Annotated in this window: 19 protein-coding genes; all 19 read right to left on the bottom strand. The window is 45.2% G+C overall.

Going from position 1 to position 18,487, the window contains the following annotated elements:
* Nucleotides 1-331 precede the first annotated feature (331 nt).
* A complete protein-coding gene (locus WMO38_RS02755) occupies nt 332-1,627 on the bottom strand; it encodes a hypothetical protein (protein WP_349161346.1) in 1,296 nt (431 codons plus the stop codon).
* A 3-nt stretch (nt 1,628-1,630) separates the two neighbouring features.
* Nucleotides 1,631-2,062 (bottom strand): alanine-zipper protein, encoded by a 432-nt coding sequence (locus WMO38_RS02750; protein WP_349161345.1) that lies wholly within the window; start codon nt 2,060-2,062, stop codon nt 1,631-1,633.
* A 90-nt stretch (nt 2,063-2,152) separates the two neighbouring features.
* Nucleotides 2,153-3,214 (bottom strand): BppU family phage baseplate upper protein, encoded by a 1,062-nt coding sequence (locus tag WMO38_RS02745; protein WP_349161344.1) that lies wholly within the window; start codon nt 3,212-3,214, stop codon nt 2,153-2,155.
* 28 nt (nt 3,215-3,242) lie between these two features.
* Entirely contained in the window at nt 3,243-3,539 is a 297-nt protein-coding gene (locus WMO38_RS02740; RefSeq protein ID WP_278883357.1) for a hypothetical protein, read from the bottom strand.
* Between the two features lie 2 nt (nt 3,540-3,541).
* Nucleotides 3,542-3,796 (bottom strand): hypothetical protein, encoded by a 255-nt coding sequence (locus WMO38_RS02735; RefSeq protein WP_055287270.1) that lies wholly within the window; start codon nt 3,794-3,796, stop codon nt 3,542-3,544.
* Nucleotides 3,789-6,059: a phage tail protein gene (locus tag WMO38_RS02730; protein ID WP_349161343.1), complete on the bottom strand. Its 2,271-nt coding sequence runs from the start codon at nt 6,057-6,059 to the stop codon at nt 3,789-3,791. Before WMO38_RS02730 ends, WMO38_RS02735 begins: the two co-directional genes overlap by 8 nt.
* Before the next feature lie 12 nt (nt 6,060-6,071).
* Nucleotides 6,072-6,770 (bottom strand): phage distal tail protein, encoded by a 699-nt coding sequence (locus tag WMO38_RS02725; protein WP_349161342.1) that lies wholly within the window; start codon nt 6,768-6,770, stop codon nt 6,072-6,074.
* A gap of 9 nt (nt 6,771-6,779) precedes the next feature.
* A complete protein-coding gene (locus tag WMO38_RS02720; RefSeq protein ID WP_349161341.1) occupies nt 6,780-10,145 on the bottom strand; it encodes a phage tail tape measure protein in 3,366 nt (1,121 codons plus the stop codon).
* Nucleotides 10,146-10,161: 16 nt separating this feature from the next.
* Nucleotides 10,162-10,689: a hypothetical protein gene (locus tag WMO38_RS02715; RefSeq protein WP_349161339.1), complete on the bottom strand. Its 528-nt coding sequence runs from the start codon at nt 10,687-10,689 to the stop codon at nt 10,162-10,164.
* A complete protein-coding gene (gene gpG / locus WMO38_RS02710) occupies nt 10,686-11,003 on the bottom strand; it encodes a phage tail assembly chaperone G (protein WP_349161338.1) in 318 nt (105 codons plus the stop codon). The genes WMO38_RS02715 and gpG overlap by 4 nt, the downstream gene beginning before the upstream one ends.
* A gap of 29 nt (nt 11,004-11,032) precedes the next feature.
* A complete protein-coding gene (locus WMO38_RS02705; protein ID WP_349161336.1) occupies nt 11,033-11,668 on the bottom strand; it encodes a major tail protein in 636 nt (211 codons plus the stop codon).
* Between the two features lie 2 nt (nt 11,669-11,670).
* A complete protein-coding gene (locus tag WMO38_RS02700; RefSeq protein WP_278883351.1) occupies nt 11,671-12,033 on the bottom strand; it encodes a hypothetical protein in 363 nt (120 codons plus the stop codon).
* Nucleotides 12,034-12,042: 9 nt separating this feature from the next.
* Nucleotides 12,043-12,492 (bottom strand): HK97-gp10 family putative phage morphogenesis protein, encoded by a 450-nt coding sequence (locus tag WMO38_RS02695; protein ID WP_117800695.1) that lies wholly within the window; start codon nt 12,490-12,492, stop codon nt 12,043-12,045.
* 29 nt (nt 12,493-12,521) lie between these two features.
* Nucleotides 12,522-12,839 carry a phage head closure protein gene (locus WMO38_RS02690; RefSeq protein ID WP_148871906.1) on the bottom strand — a complete coding sequence of 106 codons (318 nt, stop codon included), beginning with the start codon at nt 12,837-12,839 and terminating at the stop codon, nt 12,522-12,524.
* Entirely contained in the window at nt 12,836-13,144 is a 309-nt protein-coding gene (locus WMO38_RS02685; protein WP_349161333.1) for a head-tail connector protein, read from the bottom strand. The genes WMO38_RS02690 and WMO38_RS02685 overlap by 4 nt, the downstream gene beginning before the upstream one ends.
* A gap of 50 nt (nt 13,145-13,194) precedes the next feature.
* The gene (locus WMO38_RS02680; protein ID WP_349161331.1) at nt 13,195-14,427 is read right to left on the bottom strand and encodes a phage major capsid protein; all 1,233 of its coding nucleotides are present in this window, start codon (nt 14,425-14,427) and stop codon (nt 13,195-13,197) included.
* Nucleotides 14,428-14,447: 20 nt separating this feature from the next.
* Nucleotides 14,448-15,275 carry a head maturation protease, ClpP-related gene (locus WMO38_RS02675; RefSeq protein ID WP_055287248.1) on the bottom strand — a complete coding sequence of 276 codons (828 nt, stop codon included), beginning with the start codon at nt 15,273-15,275 and terminating at the stop codon, nt 14,448-14,450.
* A gap of 2 nt (nt 15,276-15,277) precedes the next feature.
* Nucleotides 15,278-16,684 carry a phage portal protein gene (locus WMO38_RS02670; protein WP_435390970.1) on the bottom strand — a complete coding sequence of 469 codons (1,407 nt, stop codon included), beginning with the start codon at nt 16,682-16,684 and terminating at the stop codon, nt 15,278-15,280.
* Complete coding sequence (locus WMO38_RS02665) at nt 16,685-18,484, bottom strand: terminase large subunit (protein WP_349161328.1); 1,800 nt, start codon at nt 18,482-18,484, stop codon at nt 16,685-16,687. It abuts the gene before it with no gap.
* Between the last annotated feature and the right edge of the window lie 3 nt (nt 18,485-18,487).

The raw sequence follows: 18,487 nt of genomic DNA, 5'->3' as shown, positions 1-18,487 counted from the left end.
GGATGCTTACTCAACCGACCCTATATCCGGAATGATTTTCGCCTTGTGGCGTGGGATATAGGCTGCATTTGATTAAACGCTCCGATATGAGAAGAAATTGGACGCACCGATGTTCCAGTTCGCATTGCCCGCAGAATTGTTCAAATTCAAGTAATCCGCACCGCAGTTCTCGCCATTGTTACAGTTACCGCCGACAAGGGCGACCGCAGGGAGCAGGAACACCGCCCGACACCGCACCCTATATCCCTATATTCATTTTTTCTAAAAACGACCACACCGCCTAACGGCGGGAATAGCGGAGGCGTTCCCCCTCCGTTCCTCCCCCTGCTGCTTACGCAGCGATAGGCTGTTCTAAGAAAACGGACGCACCGACGCTCCAGTACGCATTGCCCGCAGAATTGTACAAATTCAAGCAATCCGCACCGCAGCTCTCGCCAGAGCTACAGTCACCGCCGACAAGGGCGACCGCAGTAATTCCGGCATTCCACCAAAAATAATCACATGTGTATGTGCTACTGCTGCCACCTATTGAATTGACAATGCGTCCGAATCTGCTTGACTTTGTTCCTTTCTGATAACCGCTGCCGGATGATGCGAATGTGATTCCGACCTTTTCAAAGTCCTTTCCTGTCAGATTGTACGGAGGTGTCATTTTTGCAAGGATTTCACCGCCTACCATCAACAGACCGTTGATTCTATCCCAACGGTTGCCCCACCATTTTTCAATGTAGAACACTTTGACCTCATGTGTTGTGTCGTTATATCCGAAAAACTGTCCTTTGTCCTTGAGCGTTCCGGTTGCAAGATGCCCGTAATTCTGTGATGCATCGTTCACATATCCGGATGTCTGACCCTGTCCGAATGCAGTCTGTGAATTGTCTGTCTTTGACATAATCTTGAGCATGCAATTCAACAGGTTTCGTTTGCTCCATGAGCCGATATTCCATCCCGCACCGTTTGCCTTTGCTCTTGCAATCTCTGTTGATGCGTTTGTGTTATACATGAGTGCCTGTCCTGCAAGTGAGCGGATGCGTGTTCCGTCATACGAACCGCCGAACATCGGGAAATAGAGTTTGTCTGCATGTGAGCCGTCCTCTCTGACATATGCGTCATCGTTGTATGATTCATCGTACTGGACGTTTGAAATAATCATGTACTCATAATTTCCGACCTCAAACTGTGAGAGCCAAATCTTGCCCTTGTCACCGCTGCCATCGAATACGCTCATTGCATTTCCTCCGTATGCCGTGTTTGAGACATCGGATGCCGTTTTTCCGTCTGCTTTCTTTGTGTGGTCGTTCGGGTCGAGTTTATAATCTTCTGTACCGTCATATTTGACCATTGCCGGATAATTGTTCTTTACAAAAAAGACGTTTCCCCAGTCTCCGAAATCGAATCGTCCGGCAGAATAATTCATCGCAGCGGGTGTCATTCCCACCGCATCGAAAAGATATGTGCATCGTGTCGCCGGATTGCTGTCATTTTTGTTGATTTTCATTCCGTAACGCTTTACACCCTTTATTCTTACATCTTCCCCGACTGCTGCCAGTATAGCGTTTGTATTCGCATATGTGCGGTCGAGTGTGTCTTTGTCTGCTACTTTTACAATCAAGTCTCCACTTGCCATTTTTTACGCCTCCCTTATCGTCAAAATTCCATCCTCAACCGTGAGGACACATGATTTCTTTGTGACGGTGTCAACCATAGTGTTGAGACCGTTCACAATGCCTTGACACGCTTTTGCTGCTGCACTTGCTGTCGACGCTGCATTGTTTGCCGTTGTTGCTGCACCGTTTGCACTGTTCGTCGCCTCTGTCATGTTCTTGCTGAAATTGTTCACGGTGTTCATATATCCCTGTGTCAATGTCAGTATTTCCTCATAACGGGCATTGTTGACGATAATCGGCAGGTCAAAGAATTTCTTTTTACCATCTCCCTGTCTGATTTGATAATGACCGGATGTGTCAATCTCAACTCCGATTTCTCTTTCCTTGAGAATCAGAGTGTCCTCAACTGCTTTCCAGTCTGCCGTTGTTCCGGTGCATGGTCTGATTGCTGCCATTGTTCAACCTCCTTTGCTCCGTGATTATGGAATATATCACACAATCACTCCTTTGTGTTCGTTTCGCCGTCTGTTTCCAGTATCATGGAATTATACTGCTAATTGTCGGGAGGTCGGCGTTCCTCCGTCAAAATCAACGCCCTCATTCGCATTTCTGACCTGTGGCGTTGCTCCGTCAATGAATACTGGTGTCACCGTTCGCAGATACGGCGTTTCTCCGTCACAATCAAGATACATGCTCGAATATAACGCCTCTGCACGGTTGAAATAGTCCTGCACACTCTCAAGAATTTTCTCTGCTGATGCAAGCAGTGAATTTTGAATCGTGTCATCAATATCCTTTTTGTCCTGCTCGACCTGTTTCTTTGCCTCTGCAACTGCTGTCTGCATCTGTGACACATCCTGTCGAATCTGTGTCGCCGTGTTCAATGTCGCCTCAAGCTGCTCTTGATTCTGCAATGCGTCCTCTGCCCGCTCTGTGACCTCTTTGCAGGCTGTTGTCGCCCTCTTTGATTCATCCGTTGCATCGTTTGTATTCTTGACCGCCTGCGAGGTGTCCTGCTGCCTCTGCTGCTCCTGTTGGATGCGGGTGTTTTCATTCTGCTGTCGATTATTCTCTGCGGTCGCCCTTGCCTGTTCTGCTTTTACTCTCGCATTTTCTGCGGTCACTCTTGCCTGTTCCGCTTTCTTGACTGCCTCATTCGTGCTGTCAATACTCTCAATGTGACCCTTGACACGGTTCTCAAGTTCTGTGAACTCATTCGCTGATAGAATCGCATTGTCGTTCCTCTGCGACGGTTCAATCTCCATTGTGAACGATGCGGATGTGATAACCTGTGAATCGTCACTCGTCCGGATTTCAATGTCGCAATACGCCGTTCCGGAGGCTGCAAGTGCTTGATTTGTCAATTCGACTGTCACATCCGAACCGGAATATGAACATGTGTTATATACATGTTTTCCGTCCGGTTTTGCAATGTTGATGACTGCTCTTGCCCCTGTCGGGATTGTGTACGGTTCGCCGTTGTTGAGCAGCCTTGCGATGATGAATCGTGTTGCCTTGTCTCCCTGCTTTGCAGATACTAAATATCTTTTAGTGTCTCCGGACATTTCAAGATTGATGTTCGTTGTCAGTTTCGTCAATGTTGCCATGCTCTCACCTCCTCTCGGTGTTTACTTCTTATTCTTCCGGATTCTCCGGTGCATCCTGCTCCGGCTGCTCCTTGTCCGGTTCTGTTTTCAAAACTCTCTTTGCTGCTTTCTTTGCCTTTTCGAGTTCCTCGTCCTTTGATGCCATCATCGCATTTGTTGAGTTTATGAGTTCAATCTTTGCCTCACTCCTCACCTCTGCCAGTACGGACGACAACACGCCGTCCATGATGCAGGGAGGCAACGCATGTCTTTTCTGTATCGTCTCCATAGCGTTGAGGATTTCTCCCTTTGCACATTCAATTCTTACTGCAATCGGTGTATTCATGATTATTCCTCCTTTGCTGCCTGTGTCGCTGTTTGTGCTGCAAGCAGCATGTCAAGTTTCTTGTCAATACTCTGCAAGAGTTCTGTGTTTGTCTCCTCTGCTGATTCCCTCGTCACAACCTCTGCTGTTTCGTTTGGTCTTGAGTTGTCGGTAGCATCTTCCGGAATTTTATACTCCGGTTCTGCTGCTCGTTTGACTTCCTCTGTCTGAATATTTTCGTCATTCATCTGCATTTCTTTTCCTCCTGTTTTATCCATTGCTCCATGTTCCGGACACTAATATCCCTCTTTTGAACTCAAGCGTCGCCGTTGACCACTTTGTCAATTTCCCGTCGCTGCCTACTTCTAAAGGTTGTTTGAATGTTAGCGTTCCGCTTATTGAGCCATCCTCAAAACTTACATTCCTTAATGTGAAGAAATGCATGTTGATGTCTGCCCCTGCATGTAGCATGTTCGCCTCGTAATTTCCACACTGCTGTGTGCAGTACGACCATTTCATCGTGTACACATCTGCATTCTGCGATTCTTTATTTGACCATGACATATACGCAGTGTTGTACTCAATATCAAAAACAAGTCCTCTCTGACTGTCGTTGTCTTTCATCGTGTTCGTTCCGATTTTTCCGACATAATATCCGTCACGATAGAAATGAGTTCCGTTGTAGTCAAATCGTGTTCTTTTTTGGTTATCCGTAATCGTTCCGGTGTACATTGTGATTGCAGTCGAATCAAACTGCATGTACGAACTGCCTTTATTAAATGCAATTCGGACATTGTATGCGTTCTGTGTGATTAGTGTTCCGAAATCATCGCTGTTCACTTTTTTGTTGACCTCGGAGGTTATCTCCTCCGCAGTCACTTGAATCTTTGCATCCGCATACAATGAATACAGTCCTAATACCTCAATATCCGTGATATACACGGGTGCGTTCTGTGCGTATGCGTAAATGTAAATATATTTCGTTCCCTCTGATACCGTGATTTCACGTTCAATCGTCGTGAACTCTTTGCTCTTTAGCATTCCGGAGGATGTCGTTGAATAACTTCCCAACGCCCCCACCTGCACCCTTGCCGTGTTTTCGTACCCTGCTGCTGTTGCTGCCTTATATCTCACACGGTACGTTCCCGCAGGTATTTTCCCTAAATTCTGCCGTATATACGAACCGCTTGAGGATGTTTTCAGTATTTTCGCAACCGTTCCCAATCCGGACACATCCATCACGGCATTGTTCGTCTCATTGCTGTTGTACCAATTATCATCAAGTCCGTTTGAAAAGTCTCCATTCACAACATAGTTGTGCATTGAGTTTTCCTCAACATGCTTTACCTCTTGAGAAATCTCCTCTTTCGTGGCTTTTATCAAGGAATCCATCTGCACGGATGTATAATAATTTTTCAGAGTGTAGGCAACACCTGCCTCGACTGCCTCTTTCGATGCCGTGATTTTGGTTTCAATCTCCTCCGTGGTCGAATAGTTCTCAAGGACTTTCTTGGTTGCCCTGTTGGAGATGGAGACCGCCTCCTCTGTGGCTGCTGCCGTCTCCTCTTTCTGAATCTCTGCGAATGTCTTTCTCGCATTGGAAATCTCAACCGTGTTCTTTTCCGGTGATTCCGGATATTCTGTGATTTTGACAATCCTCTGCTTTTCCCTCGTCCTCGTTTTCTTTGACACAAGCGTGACTGTATCTCCGATTCCGTATGAGAGAATGTCTTTGTATTCCTCTGATGCTTTCGCAAGGTCAACCACCTCTGCGGTGTATGCCTTGTATGGTCTTGACATTTCCTCAATCTTTGCTGTCGCATCCTCAATCAGACTTGTGGTATTGGTATATCTTTCGTCTTTCCAAACATACGCCTTGATTTTGGAACTATACTGAAAATTGTCGATGTAATCTTTTCCGGTCAGCCACTCCGGTGTGATGCCGTCCTTGCCTATCGGATAGATTCTTGTGTAAAAATCGTATGTGTCCGATTTCAATGATATTTTCCGGAGGTTCAACCCCTCCATGAAATAGCACCCTTTGTCGCTGCCTATCCGGTCATATATGTCGATTGTCTTTGTCAGTGAATGAATGATACACTCGCAGCGGTATGTTGTGAGGCACTTTTGCAGGACATCCCATGCCGTGACGCTCTCCTGCTCGTCAATAGTTCTTTTCTTTTTTACCGTGCATGTTCCGACATGCCATCCCGTACCCTCGAACGCAAACTCAAGACACGCTTTGATTGTTTGTTCATTCGATTCAAAGCCATACGGGAACGGCGTTCCCTCCAATTCCTCCACATTGAGGACGGCTGTGTATTTGTTGAACTGTTCACCCTTTTCGACTGCTTTGATAACAAATTCGTCCGTTTTGGTGCGTATATAGTATTCTTCTTTTAGCAAGTCAACCAACGCTCCCGCTGCCGGATAACTGAACGACAACTCTTTGTCTCCGGAATCCAGTGTCGTGGTGATTTCCCTGCTCTTGAACCCGGACAATGTTCCGATTCTTTTCTTTTTGTCATTAAAAATCTGCAATGTTCTCACCTCCTAAATCCACATAGGCGTGTATCTGATAGTCACTCTCGCCTTTGTGTTGGAGAATGTGAGTGCTGTTTCTCCGGTCTTTAATACCGGAAACGTCCACATATTCACCTTGTCGAATGCATTTGCCCCGTCGATTGTCACAAGTCCGGTCTTTGCGTCTATCACAACCGTCTTTCCTGCTGCTAAACTCTCAATGATGATGTCGTCGTCTCCCAGTCCTGCGATTGTGTAATTCGTCAATGTGCTTTTTGCATATACCTCTACAATGCACGGAGCGTCTCTTGTACCCACTTTATAGAACGATGCAGAGGTTTTCCCGTCGAATTTGATTGAGAGGTCGTCATCGACAAAAAAACCGTCAAATTCAAGGTTTACAACGTACCTCTGTTTCACATTCTTTTTTTCATAGTCATTTGATGTGATGAATCCGATATATGTTCCTTTGTAGCCGTCAAGTTCCATCTTGCAAGCCTTTGTGAAATTACTCATGAACTCCGATGCAGCACGGATGATGTTGTTCCTGTCCTTGCCTTTGAAATATATTGACAGTTTCAAATGACCCATCTGAACCTCTGTCTCAAATTCCGTCGGCAGTGCTGCACCCGTCAACCATTCGTATGAATTAGCAAAAGAGGGAGGCTGCACATCGGCGGTCAACTGCTTTGCATCATATTTTCTGATGTCTATTCCGTTTATTTTCATCGCCCTGTTTTACCTCCCTTTTCGTTTATTTGTTACCATTTCCGCATCTACCTTTGACACGGTTCTGCTTGCGATTTCGTCGCCGTCAATGTATGTGTGATTTGTCACATATACAACTTGCGATTTCTGAACTGCATCAAGTTTCTTGTCAAGTATGCTGTTTAATTTGTTGTAAAACTCTGCAAGTGGCAAGATTGCCTCGTCACCCGCCTCGCCTCCTACCATGAGGCTGTTGCCGTTGATTCCGAACACGGTCGGATTTGTCATAATACCACCGGATTTGTACCACTGAATCGAGAATGACGGGAGTGAACCTTTTCCTCCAATTCCGAACGGTGCAACGCCTCCGGACACGCTGATGTGTGGCAAGTTCAAATGTGGCAATGACCATTTGAAATTGAACGCCGATTTGATTCTTGACAATGCACCTGTCACCGCTCCGTGTGCGGATTCCATCTTTGAGGAGAATGATGATTTGATATTCTCCATCGCAGACGATGCGGTCGATTTTGCACTCGCTAATTTGCTTGAGAACGCCGTTTTGATGCTGTCAAGTTTCCCGCCTGTCAGAGTGTTCGCCGTACTCATGAGAGAGTTCATTGTGTCCTTTACGCCTGTGAACGTAGCAGACACGATTCCCTTGATTCCCCCGCCTTTTTCACTGTATGCGGATTTCATATTATTGAGTTTCGTTGAAACATTGGACTTTGCTGTCTCCATGAGTGAGGTTGCCTTGTCCTTTATGTTCGTGAAATCCGTCGACCATTTCGTTTTTATCTCCGAAACCTTTGAGGAAAATCCGGATTTGATTTCCGTCAATTTATTCGATGCATTATTTTTCCATTCCGTCATTTTTGTGGTGACGGTGGTTTTCATGTTCTCCCAACCTGTTGAAACATTTGACTTGATGTCTGAAACCTTTGTTGAGAAATTCGTCTTTATTTCATTCAGTTTGTTTGATGCGTTGGTTTTCCATTCCGTCATTTTTGTGGTGACGGTGGTTTTCATGTTCTCCCAACCCTCGGAAACCTTTGTTTTGATTTCCGATGTCTTTTCAGAGAATTTTGATTTGATTTCAGAGAGTTTCCCTCCGGATAAATTATCAACGAATGTGAATCCTGCTGAATAATATCCTTTGATTCCCTCCCATCCGGCAGCAACAACGCCTTTGATACCGCCTCCGTTTTCTTCATAGGCGGTTTTCATGTTCCCCAGTTTTTCCTTTGCCGTTTCGGTCGCTGCCGACATGACATTGTGAACCGTGTCCTTTACGCCGTTGAATACTTTCGATGCAGCTTGTCCTATTGTGCTATTTTTTATGTTGTCACCGATTTCCTTGACCTTATTCGTGACCGCCTCTTTTGCTTTCGTGAATGCTCCCGTGATGGTCTCTTTGATTGCATTGAATTTTTCTTTGATGTTGCCCCACAATTCGGACAGTTTTTCTTTGACCTTATCCCAGTTTTTATATAGGGCGACACCTGCTGCAATCAGTCCGGCAATCATTGTCACAATCAAAATAATCGGACACAAGTTCATAACTGCATTGAGTGCCGTTTGTGCCACTGTCATTCCTCCGGTTGTTGCCGTGGCTGCTGTTGTGGCTGCCGTATGTGCTGCCGTGGCTGCCGTTCCTGCCGTATCTGCTGCCGTTCCTGCTGCCGTGGCTGCTGTCTTTGCCGTAATCTTTGCGATTATCTTTGCAGCTCCGGACACAAATTTCTGTCCGGTCGTTACCGTGTCAGAGATTCCCTTTGCCACTTTTCCGAATCCGATTGACAACGGACCGATAGCAGCGACCACAAGACCAACTTTGAGAACTGTTTCTTGCTGTGCCGGAGAGAGCGACGTGAACCATTGTGTCAACTCTTGAATCTTTCCGGTCAATTTTTCAATCATAGGTGCTGCGGATGTCTGTGCTGTGGATGCCAGTGTCGACAACGCCAGTTTTGCGTTGTTCATCGCAACCTTTGCATTGTCAATCGGGTCGAGTGTTCCGTTGTATGTGTCCTCGACTGTTGAACCGTATTCCTCCATTGATGACGAAAGACTGGTGAGGTCAATTCTGTTCTCACGAATTGCCTTTGTCATTTCCGCAGCACCTTTTTTTCCAAACAATTCCGTTGCAATCTGCATCGCCTCGGTCTCTGTCTTTGCGTTCTTGATGCTGCCGATAGTATCTGACAACGCCTCGTCCATTGATTTTCCCTCTGATGTGGCGTTCTGCAATGCTTTTTTTAGACCCGCCATTGCTTGAGTTGAATCAACACCGTTTGCGTCGAATTGAGCCATCAAATTGATTGCTTGAGGCAATGACAATCCCATTTCTTTGAATTGTGCGTTGTTGTCGAGGACATATCCCTCTAATGTATCAACAGAGATTCCGGTTTCCTGTGCCTTTGCCGTGAGCAATCCTAATAGATTTCCCGTCTGTGATGCATCGACGTTCCACGCTTTCATGATTTTGTCAACTTGGTCAACTGACTGTGTGACGTTTGTTCCGTTAATTGTTGCAAACTGTATGAACTGTTTAGAGGTCTTTTCAAGTTCCGTTCCGGTTGTATGGAATCTTGTGTTGACTTCTCCGATTGCCTCTCCTACCGTTGACATATCCTCCGGCATTGTTCCGAAAACATTATCCGCAGACTTTGTCAATCCCTCAAGTGCCTCTCCGGTTGCTCCGGTCTTTGTCACTATTGTGTCATAACCCTCGTCGAGTTCCGTGAATGCTTTGATTGATGCTGCACCAATACCCGCAATTCCGGCAGAGACAACTGACATTTTCTTTCCGAAACTTTCCATCTTTGTTCCCGCTGTATCGCAAGCGGTCGCAAATTTTTCAAGTTTATTATCTTTTAGCTGGTCATTAACATTTTTCAGTTCTGCCTCCATGTTCATGAGGGCAGTCTTTGACTTTTCCGTCTTTACCGTCTGATTTGCAAGTGCGGTCTCTGTCTTTCCGATTGCTGTCTCATTTGCGGTGAACTCTTTCTCTAACTTGTCGAGTTCATCCTTGAGTGCTTTTGACTGCTCGGAGTTCTTTCCGGTCTCTGCCGTTGATTTCTCATAAGCCTCTTTCGCAGCATCAATCTTTGTTTTGAGTTCCTCCTGCTTTGTCTTTTGGTCTGACAGTTTCTTTGTCAACTTCTCCTGCTGCTCACTGTTCAACTGCACGATGTTCTTTTGCACCGTGATTTTTTGAGTGAGCGATTCGGCTTTTGCCTTGAGGCTGTCTGTTTCTGACCCGAACAACTTTGCTTTCGTCGCTGCCGTCGTATATTCCGCAGACAAGACTTTCATCTGCGATGCTGCCGATTTCATTTGTGATTGATAACTGCTCGAATCTGCCGATATTTTGACGCTTGTATAAGCCATTCGGTCGCCTCCTCTCTTACTGATTTTCGTTGATTGTATCTAATTCAAATTTTAAGTAGTCCAACAACGTGACAATGTTCTCTTTCATGCATTGACTGTATGAGTTTTTCAATAGCCGAATCGCAGTTTTCACAACACGGTCAACAATTTCCCCGCAGACTTTCCATTGATTTTCCTCCGGTTGTTCATCCTCGTCCTCATATCCGTTTTCACGGTCATAGTCATCGAATGCGGATGCCTCTTTTTCTACCTGTTCAACCTCGACAATGCTCAACATCTTCTCTGCAACAATGTTCTGCATGATGAAATGAACCGTCTTGATTGCCGTCAGAAATTCAACTGCATCAATCTCCCCAACTGCTGCAAGCGACAATTCATTCCCGAACATCTCCTGCATTATCTTTTTGTTGAAAAACATCACTCCGGAGAATTTCTCCGTGTCATTCTTTTCCATGAGACTGATGTATTTTTTATACTGTTCTACCGTTACGGAATTGATGAAAAGTCTCTCACCTCTGCAAGTGACCTCGATTTCCGGTATCACTTGCCACTCTGAAAATTTTTCTCGATGTTCTCCATTCTCTTGGTGAGTTCGTCTGCAATTCCCATGTCGATGAACTGGAACTCAAGAATCAAACCTGCTGCATCAAGTCCGGTCTCCGGATTCTTTAATTCCTCAACGCTGAACTGGTCTCCGTATGCTTTGCAGATAAAAAGACCCATCGCCTCAATGTCCTGCTTTGAATATCTCTGTTTTGCGTCGATAACCTCTGCAAGTTCGAGATATTCCGTGTATGTGTCGATTGACATTTTCGGCATTGTAAACTCTTTGTTATTGACTATAATTTTTCTTTTCATGATTTATCCTCCTGTTATATGCCCTCTTATTAGCCTAAACCGCCGTTTTTCTCCTGCACTTTGCTGAACCATGCCTTGATTGCCTCTGCTGCCTTTGTGTCTCCGGAAACGAGGTTTGATTCGTCGACCGAAATCTCATACGCATTGTCAAGACTTCTCTCATAGAATGAACCCTTGATGCTCTTTGTTGTCGGAGACAATTTGCCCTCTTTTGTGCTCGCCTCCTCACTGATGCCCTCTGCAAACTTTCCGGCGTATAACCATTTGAAATCATACTTTCCGTTGAGTTTTCTTTCTCTCCATCCGACAGCGACCTCCGGTGCTTTGTCATCCGCAGTCTTTACAAGAAAACCGTTCTCGTATAACTGACCGAAAAGAATCTGTCTGTCCTGTGGTGCAAGTGCATTGACCTCAAGTTCGATTTCTGTTCCCTCATAGGAATTGATGACTTCCTCTGTTCCATCGTCAGAGTAAATCTTTTCAGAACTCCACTTTTCGTCAACCTTTGCTTTGATTGCTCTTGCCAGTTTGACCGGAGTTTCTGCAACGTATGCTTTTGCATCGTCCTGTGTGAGTTTTGCGATGTAGAAATCTCTACAACCGCAAGTTCTACTTCTAACAATCTTCTGTTCTGTCTCGCTAACCTGTGTTACTGTTTCGCTCATGTCTATTCCTCCATTTCATAAAACTTTGAAAACCTTTGTGCTTTCATATAGATTCCGTCCTCCGGCTTGGAATCGTCTCCGTTCCTGCCATCAAACGAAAAATTATTTTCTTTCATGAGTGACTTGATTTCCCTTGCCAGTTCAACCTCGTCATTTTCCGAAAATATAGTGACCTGCAATGACAACGTCACTCCCTCTGCATTGTCGTCCGAAAAATTCTCGTCATTTTCTCCCAAATCCCACAATGTCACATGTCTGTCATGGATGTCTTTGTCATACCACCCTTGCATCACAGTGATTCCTCTGTCTGATATAGGTCTCAATGCGTCGGATGCATCTTTGATGATGTCCGGACTGCTGCTCATGCTCTCACCTCATTTCAATGTGTTGTCTAAATAGGATTGATATTCCTGTTCTGCGATTTTTTGCAGTTCCGCATCTGCCTCACGCCCTGTTGCGTAAATAAATTCTTGAGGCGGTTGATAGATAGTTCCCCAGTTTATGAATTTCACATAAAAGTGTTCGCTATTGTCCGACTTTTCCCATCCGACATCTGCTGTTGCTCCTGTGTCTTTCATTTTGACTGCTCCCATCGGTATGCTGTCCGCTGCATGTGATGTCACGGATGACTTTGAACCGAAACCTCTACCGGATAATTTGATGTCTGCCGATTTCGGAATTTTGCCGGACATGATGTTTTTCACAACTGGTTCGCTTTGCTTTACAATCTTTTGATTGACCTCTTTTATGTCCTCGTCGCTTGCTGCGTCCTCAAATGCTTTCATGAGTTCTTTCAAACCTTGAAATTCCATTTCGATTTTCACTGCATCACCTCCGGTGTCAGATTATGACACTATGCTCCCGCTCTACATTTCAACTGATATTTCCTGTCGTCTGTGAACATCGGACACGCATCATATATCTTGAACTCAACGCCTTTATATACTGCGTAGAACTCTTTCAGATTCAATCTGATTTCCTCCATCTTGTCGCAGGCTCTCGTTTCAAACATGATTGTGTTCTCAAGACCTATCTGCAACGCATTGTATTTTTCATTTGTTCCCAAACTCTTGACATCACACCAACATGAGAAAAACTCCTTTTCCTCCTGCTGTCGTCTACCGTCAACAACACTTGTTGTCTTGCGAATTATCTTGATTCTGCCTGTCATTCTGCTGCACCTCCGTATATTTCTTTCAATAGCATGGAGGAAACGGCAGCGGATAGCGTTTTCGTGTCGCTCCGGTACTTGTCACGGTTGTCGTACAGTTCTTTCACGGACATAAATGCAAGCAGTTTTTGACGGCTTGTGAGGTTGTTCCGGTCGAAATTCCGAATCAGTTCCGTCATTTCATCCAGTGTCGTGTCAAGCATCAATTCAAGGATTTCGATGTCGTCATCATAGTCGATGTGACAATATGTCTTGCATGTAGCAATCAGACCGCCTCTGTACTTCTCTTTTTCTTCATCCGTCATGTTCTCACCTGCTTTCAATAGCAGGACGGATTCACCGCCCTGCTGCCATATTACCCGTTGATAACTTCTGTAATCTGACCCTTGATGACTGCTCCCTTGTCAACAGGCTGCACATCGAATCGGTCACGCACCTTGATTCCGGTCATGTCCTTATCCCATAAACCCGCACCTTTGTCATTGAGGTCGATTGTGAGGACGTTTCTGTCAAAGAGTGTGACTGCCTCTTTTAAGTCACCGCAGAAAATAGGATGCTTGTACCCGTCGATTGTGTGACCATCGGTGTTCATAATCTTCTCGGATGCAAGAGTTTTCTTTGATAATTTGATGATAGGATATTCACCGAAAAGCATCTTTCCCTTTGTCTGCTGTGTCGGGTCTTTCTGTAAAATATAGTTGCCGTCTTTATCCTTTAACTTGTCAAGGTAGTTGAAGCCGCTCTGATTTGTGATAACAACTGCATTGTCAGCGATTGCAGGGTCTAACTGCTCATTGAAAATGTCCTTGAGGCTGTCAAGGTTCTCGACTGTGACCTCTTTCCCTTTTGTCATCTCGTTGAGTACCTTGAGAATCATTGCGTTACGGGTTGCCTTTGTTTTCTTGGCAATCCATTTGTTGATGCATGCCATGATGTTGGATGCTGTGTCCTCAAGTAACTCTGCTGTCATCTTGAGGATTCCACCCTTTTTCTTTACCTTGTACTCAATCGGTAAAAATTCCGGTTCGTCCATCTCCGGAAAATCCGCAGCCTCGTCAACATTGTCAAATGGTGTTGATTCTGCATCAACCTCAATGTTTCGTGTTCCTGTCTTAGTTGTTACGCCCTCGACATTGACATACTGTTCAAGGTTGTCGGATGAACGACGCAACTCGATGATGTCTGTTCTGATGTCCTCCGGAATTGTCACGCCGATTCCGACCTCTCCCTCACTTCCTGCGGTTGTGTCGGATGTGAGTGCATCCTTGTACACCTTGATGTCTGCCTCGTCTGCCTCTTTGTGCAGGAATCCGGCTTTGACAATGTTGACAAATGATTTCACGATGTTCTTTTTGTCCAGCTTGACATCCCCGCCGACCTGCTTTGCAGTTCCATCCTTGACCTTGTTCTCGATGCCGTCCTGCTCGTCCTCGTCCAAATCATAGAGGAGGTCGAATCTGTTCTGTAATTCTACGAGTTCCTCCTTTGCTGCTCTTGCCTTGTCGAGTTTTCCATCGTTCACAAGGCTCTTGACTTCATTTTTCTTGTCGTTAATCTGCTTTAATAACTTCTGTAATTCCTTATTCATGACTTTCTGTCCTCCATTTCTTACATACCATAAAGGTATAAATCATCAAGAATCTGCTGCTTTTCTGCCTCGATTCTCTGTTTCTCTGCCTCTGCTGCTGCATTGTTCCGGTTTTCCAATTCCGCAATTACCGCATCGACAATGTCCTTTGTGTCGATTCCCTTGAGTGCCTCCGGAATATTGTTGTATTTCTCGAAAAAGTCAGATGCACACGCTGCAACTGCTGCCTTTTCCTCGATTTCAACATTGAAATACTGTTGCATCTTCTTACTGTCGAACCATGTCTCATTGCTCATGAGAGATTGAATTTTGTCTCTTGTGACACCCTCCTGCACATGTTCCATGTAGACATCAAGAATTGAATCCTCGCAGAGATTCAACTGCTTTATGACTGCCTTGAAATCGTCTGCGTTTCCGTATGCCATGCATAACGGTTTGTGAATCATTGCTTGAGCACCTGTTGCGAAATGCAGTTCGTCACATGCAAACATGATGACTGATGCAATGGATGCAGCCATTCCGTCAACATATCCGACTTTGTGTCCGTCATATCGCTTTAACTGGTTGTAGATTGCCAGTCCTGCAAATACATCTCCACCGCCGGAATTGAAATAGATGTCAATGTCCTCATATCCATCTAACTGGTTGAGGAAATCTGCGATGTCCTGCGGACATCTGTCCTCCTCATACCACATAGATTCCCATGTCGCTGATACAATGTCACCGTAGAAATACAAGGAACATCTGCTCTGCTCCTCGTCCTGCTCTAAATCCAAATAGCCGACATTCTCAACTTTTCCGCTGCGTTTATTTTTCTTTGTGAAATCAAAACGTCTTTTCTTTGCCATGCTTATTCACCTCCCTCCTCGTCAGTCTCGTCCTCTGCCGTGTCGGTTTCGTCCGGTTCTGTTGCTGTGTCCGGCTGCTCTGTGTCCGGCTCTGTTTCTTTCTCCGGTTGCTCCGGTTCATCGGTGTTCTCCTGCTCGGATTCACCTTTCAAATATGCTGCACCCGCCATCGTCAACGGTACGATGCTACCGTTAGCAAGTAGGACATCGCCTCCCTCCGCATCTTCCATGTCGAGTTTACGTCTTGCCTCATTCGGTTTGATAATCGTTCCATTGACACCGTTTCTCAAATACTCCATCTGCGTTTTTGAATCGGTGCGGAACAATACCTTTTCGTTGAATTTGTAATAATATCCGTCGTCTGTATCTTCATCCGACAGCATTTTGAAATTGATTTCCTCCTCATACTGCTTGATGATGAACAGTTCTGTGTCGACGTAGAATGATAACTGCTGCATCTCGCTATTGCTATATGACGACTTTGAATAATCGTTGATTTGATTCGGTTTCACTCCGAACGCTCCGGCGATTTGCAAGGCGTTATATTTTTTCAGTTCAAAGAACTGTGAATCAGTCAGTTTGATGTCAAGAGGTGTGAGTTTCATTCCTAGCGGAACAGGTAGGATTTTTCCTGTGTTCTTTGCCCCGCTGCCGAACTCCTCAAACGATTTGACAAGTGCCTCTTTTGCCTTTTCGTTCAACTCTCCTGTGTATTCAAGCGTCGCTTTTGCTGTCAGACCGCTCTCATACAAGTTATTCATAAACGCCTGTGATTCGGATGCACCTGCAACCGTGTCTCTCAATATCTGTTGCACTGGTAGTCCTGTGATTCCGTCAAAGCTGAATGATGTCTTGAAATGCATCACCTCGTCTGTACTAAACACATATTGACGACCGGATGTCGGGTCTGTGTAGACGTACCACAAACGCCCCACTCCTGCGAATATCCCTGCATCATCAACGACTATCTGCACACAATTTGACTGCATGACCCACAAATCAACGATTTTTATTTCACCGCCGAATTTCTTTCGGTCAAACTTCTTTCTCATATACACATAGCCGTTTCCGTAATGGTTGCGGTTGATTTCAACCGTGTTCCAAAATGTTGTTGGTGTCATGAACGGATTCGGTCTTTTTGAGAGCAGTTTTGATGTATCTGTCGCCTCTGCCTCAATGATTCCCTTGTCCGTTTTCTGATAATATTTGATAGGCATTTTTGCAAGGGTTTCTGACAGCATCTTGAGACATGTGAAATATGTGACCTCTGATGTCGGTTTCCCTTTTCTTTTCAGTCCTATTCGCTCAAGGAACGACGGTGAGTTCAATGTCATTTTCCCTCCGTCGTTCTGTGGTTCGCCTCTCCACCAATTTGAAATTTTTACTCCCAATCTCTGAAACGGATTCATTTATTTCTCACCGCCTTTCTTCATATATTTTTCATATTGCTCAAGCCATTCATTGACAGTTTCATTCACATCCGGACGGTATTCCTCTTTCATTGCGTGTTTCCATGCGTCGATGATAGCGTCAATCGGGTCGATTCGTTCTGTCGTAATGTCTTTGTCAATCTTTATTTCACCGTAATTGTTTGAAATGGTCTTTGCATTCGCAATCGACCAAACAAGCAGGCTGTCAACCGGAACAACTATCTTGTTGCCCTCTTTTCCGACTTCCATTCCCTCAATCTCCACATTGCCCGCAAGAATCTCAAGTCTGAAATCAGCGGTCGCATCGTTCAATTCTTTTGCTGTCTGTGTGACAGAGATTGAATCGAATCCCATCGCCTCAAGGTCTGACAGGAACGCCGATGCGTTGTGCGGGTCGTAACAAATCAACTGCGGTTTGAGGTTGTATTCCCTCACTAAATCCTCAAGGTATCTGATGATGTATTTGTAATCTGTCTTGATTCCTCCCAGTGTTTCCGTTACCGTCACAAGACCTTTTTCAATCCATACGTCGTATGGTACTTTGTCAGTCTTGATGTGTTCATCCACCCTTGAGGACGGGATGAACGAATGTGTGTGAACAAAATATTTTTTCGTGTCCTCCACCATGAACGGAATCACGATTGCGATTGATGTCAAGTCTCCTCCGGATGACAAGTCAACGCCAACATAGCACTTTGACCCTCTGAAATCCTTGAGTGATTTCAAAACTGCACATGCTTTCCATGATGCAATGTCCTTGATATACAGCGAATTTGACCACTGCATCCACATATTCAACTGCTTTACGAGGAAATCTCTCAAGTCCTCCCCGCCCATATCACGGGCAGTGTGTGCAATCGGAATGAGGTTCTCAAGTGCGTCTCGGTCAAACTCAAGAATCGGGTTCGCTTTTATCCAGTTTTCCGGCGTGTACCTGTCGTCGTGTTCGTCCATCTGTGCGATATACACAAATTGACTGTCATTCTCGAAAACGCCCTTGAGTAGATTGCAGCAATACTCATATAACTTGTAGCACGGCGACTTGAGGTCGAATCCTGCTGTTGTAATAACCGAAATCAACGCCGACTTGAGTTTCTTGATACCACCCTCAAGCAGTTTGTACATCTGGTTTGTTTTGTGGGCGTGGTACTCGTCGACGATTCCCAAATATGCACGGTGTCCGTCGAGTGACTTTGTATCTCCGGACAATGCTTTGATTTCCGAATGCGTCAGCAGACAGTCAATCGTGTGGTTGTGGTCGTGAACCTTGAACCACTCTGACAAATCCTCGTCGGAATTGATAAATTTTGCGACCTCGTCAAAAACAATGTTTGCCTGGTCTTGCTTTGTCGCCGTACAAAATATTTTTCCGTACTTGTACCCGTCGAAATTGCCGTAATAACACGCCAAAATACCATTGATGAACGATTTTCCGTTCTGTCGTCCTAATTGCACATAAGATGTTCTGAATCGTCTGTATGACTTTTCCTTTGTTCTCCATCCATTGAGTGACCCTAAAATGAAACACTGGAACGGATATGCCGTCACATGCTCATTTTCCTCACCCTCTGCAATGGTCAATTCCTCTGCGAAATTGATGATTTCCTCCGACTTTTCAACGTCGAAATAGTATTTGTATGGTGCTGCTTTCGATTTTTCGATGTCGTCAAGATGTCTCTGACATGCAAGACGGACATATTCTCCGGCTGTTATCTTGCCCGATACAACATCAAGGGCGTATTGTGTGCAGCGGTCTTGTGTTTCTCCTGCTTTTGCCATGCC

The sequence above is a fragment of the Lachnospira hominis (ex Hitch et al. 2025) genome, from assembly GCF_040096395.1.
GTDB classification, from domain to species: Bacteria; Bacillota; Clostridia; order Lachnospirales; family Lachnospiraceae; genus Lachnospira; species Lachnospira hominis.
The sequence above is the reverse complement of the archived record's forward strand: the minus strand, read 5'-3'. Positions and strand labels throughout refer to the sequence as shown.

Excerpts from the sequence above, each read along its gene's own strand:
- WMO38_RS02745 (WP_349161344.1), bottom strand. The coding sequence starts at position 3,214 with ATGGCAACATTGACGAAACTGACAACGAACATCAATCTTGAAATGTCC.
- WMO38_RS02705 (WP_349161336.1), bottom strand. The coding sequence starts at position 11,668 with ATGAGCGAAACAGTAACACAGGTTAGCGAGACAGAACAGAAGATTGTT.
- WMO38_RS02735 (WP_055287270.1), bottom strand. The coding sequence starts at position 3,796 with ATGGATAAAACAGGAGGAAAAGAAATGCAGATGAATGACGAAAATATT.
- WMO38_RS02690 (WP_148871906.1), bottom strand. The coding sequence starts at position 12,839 with ATGACAGGCAGAATCAAGATAATTCGCAAGACAACAAGTGTTGTTGAC.
- WMO38_RS02685 (WP_349161333.1), bottom strand. The coding sequence starts at position 13,144 with ATGACGGATGAAGAAAAAGAGAAGTACAGAGGCGGTCTGATTGCTACA.
- WMO38_RS02740 (WP_278883357.1), bottom strand. The coding sequence starts at position 3,539 with ATGAATACACCGATTGCAGTAAGAATTGAATGTGCAAAGGGAGAAATC.
- WMO38_RS02680 (WP_349161331.1), bottom strand. The coding sequence starts at position 14,427 with ATGAATAAGGAATTACAGAAGTTATTAAAGCAGATTAACGACAAGAAA.
- WMO38_RS02750 (WP_349161345.1), bottom strand. The coding sequence starts at position 2,062 with ATGGCAGCAATCAGACCATGCACCGGAACAACGGCAGACTGGAAAGCA.
- WMO38_RS02720 (WP_349161341.1), bottom strand. The coding sequence starts at position 10,145 with ATGGCTTATACAAGCGTCAAAATATCGGCAGATTCGAGCAGTTATCAA.
- WMO38_RS02665 (WP_349161328.1), bottom strand. The coding sequence starts at position 18,484 with ATGGCAAAAGCAGGAGAAACACAAGACCGCTGCACACAATACGCCCTT.
- WMO38_RS02670 (WP_435390970.1), bottom strand. The coding sequence starts at position 16,684 with ATGAATCCGTTTCAGAGATTGGGAGTAAAAATTTCAAATTGGTGGAGA.
- gpG (WP_349161338.1), bottom strand. The coding sequence starts at position 11,003 with ATGAAAAGAAAAATTATAGTCAATAACAAAGAGTTTACAATGCCGAAA.
- WMO38_RS02725 (WP_349161342.1), bottom strand. The coding sequence starts at position 6,770 with ATGAAAATAAACGGAATAGACATCAGAAAATATGATGCAAAGCAGTTG.
- WMO38_RS02700 (WP_278883351.1), bottom strand. The coding sequence starts at position 12,033 with ATGAGCAGCAGTCCGGACATCATCAAAGATGCATCCGACGCATTGAGA.
- WMO38_RS02755 (WP_349161346.1), bottom strand. The coding sequence starts at position 1,627 with ATGGCAAGTGGAGACTTGATTGTAAAAGTAGCAGACAAAGACACACTC.
- WMO38_RS02675 (WP_055287248.1), bottom strand. The coding sequence starts at position 15,275 with ATGGCAAAGAAAAGACGTTTTGATTTCACAAAGAAAAATAAACGCAGC.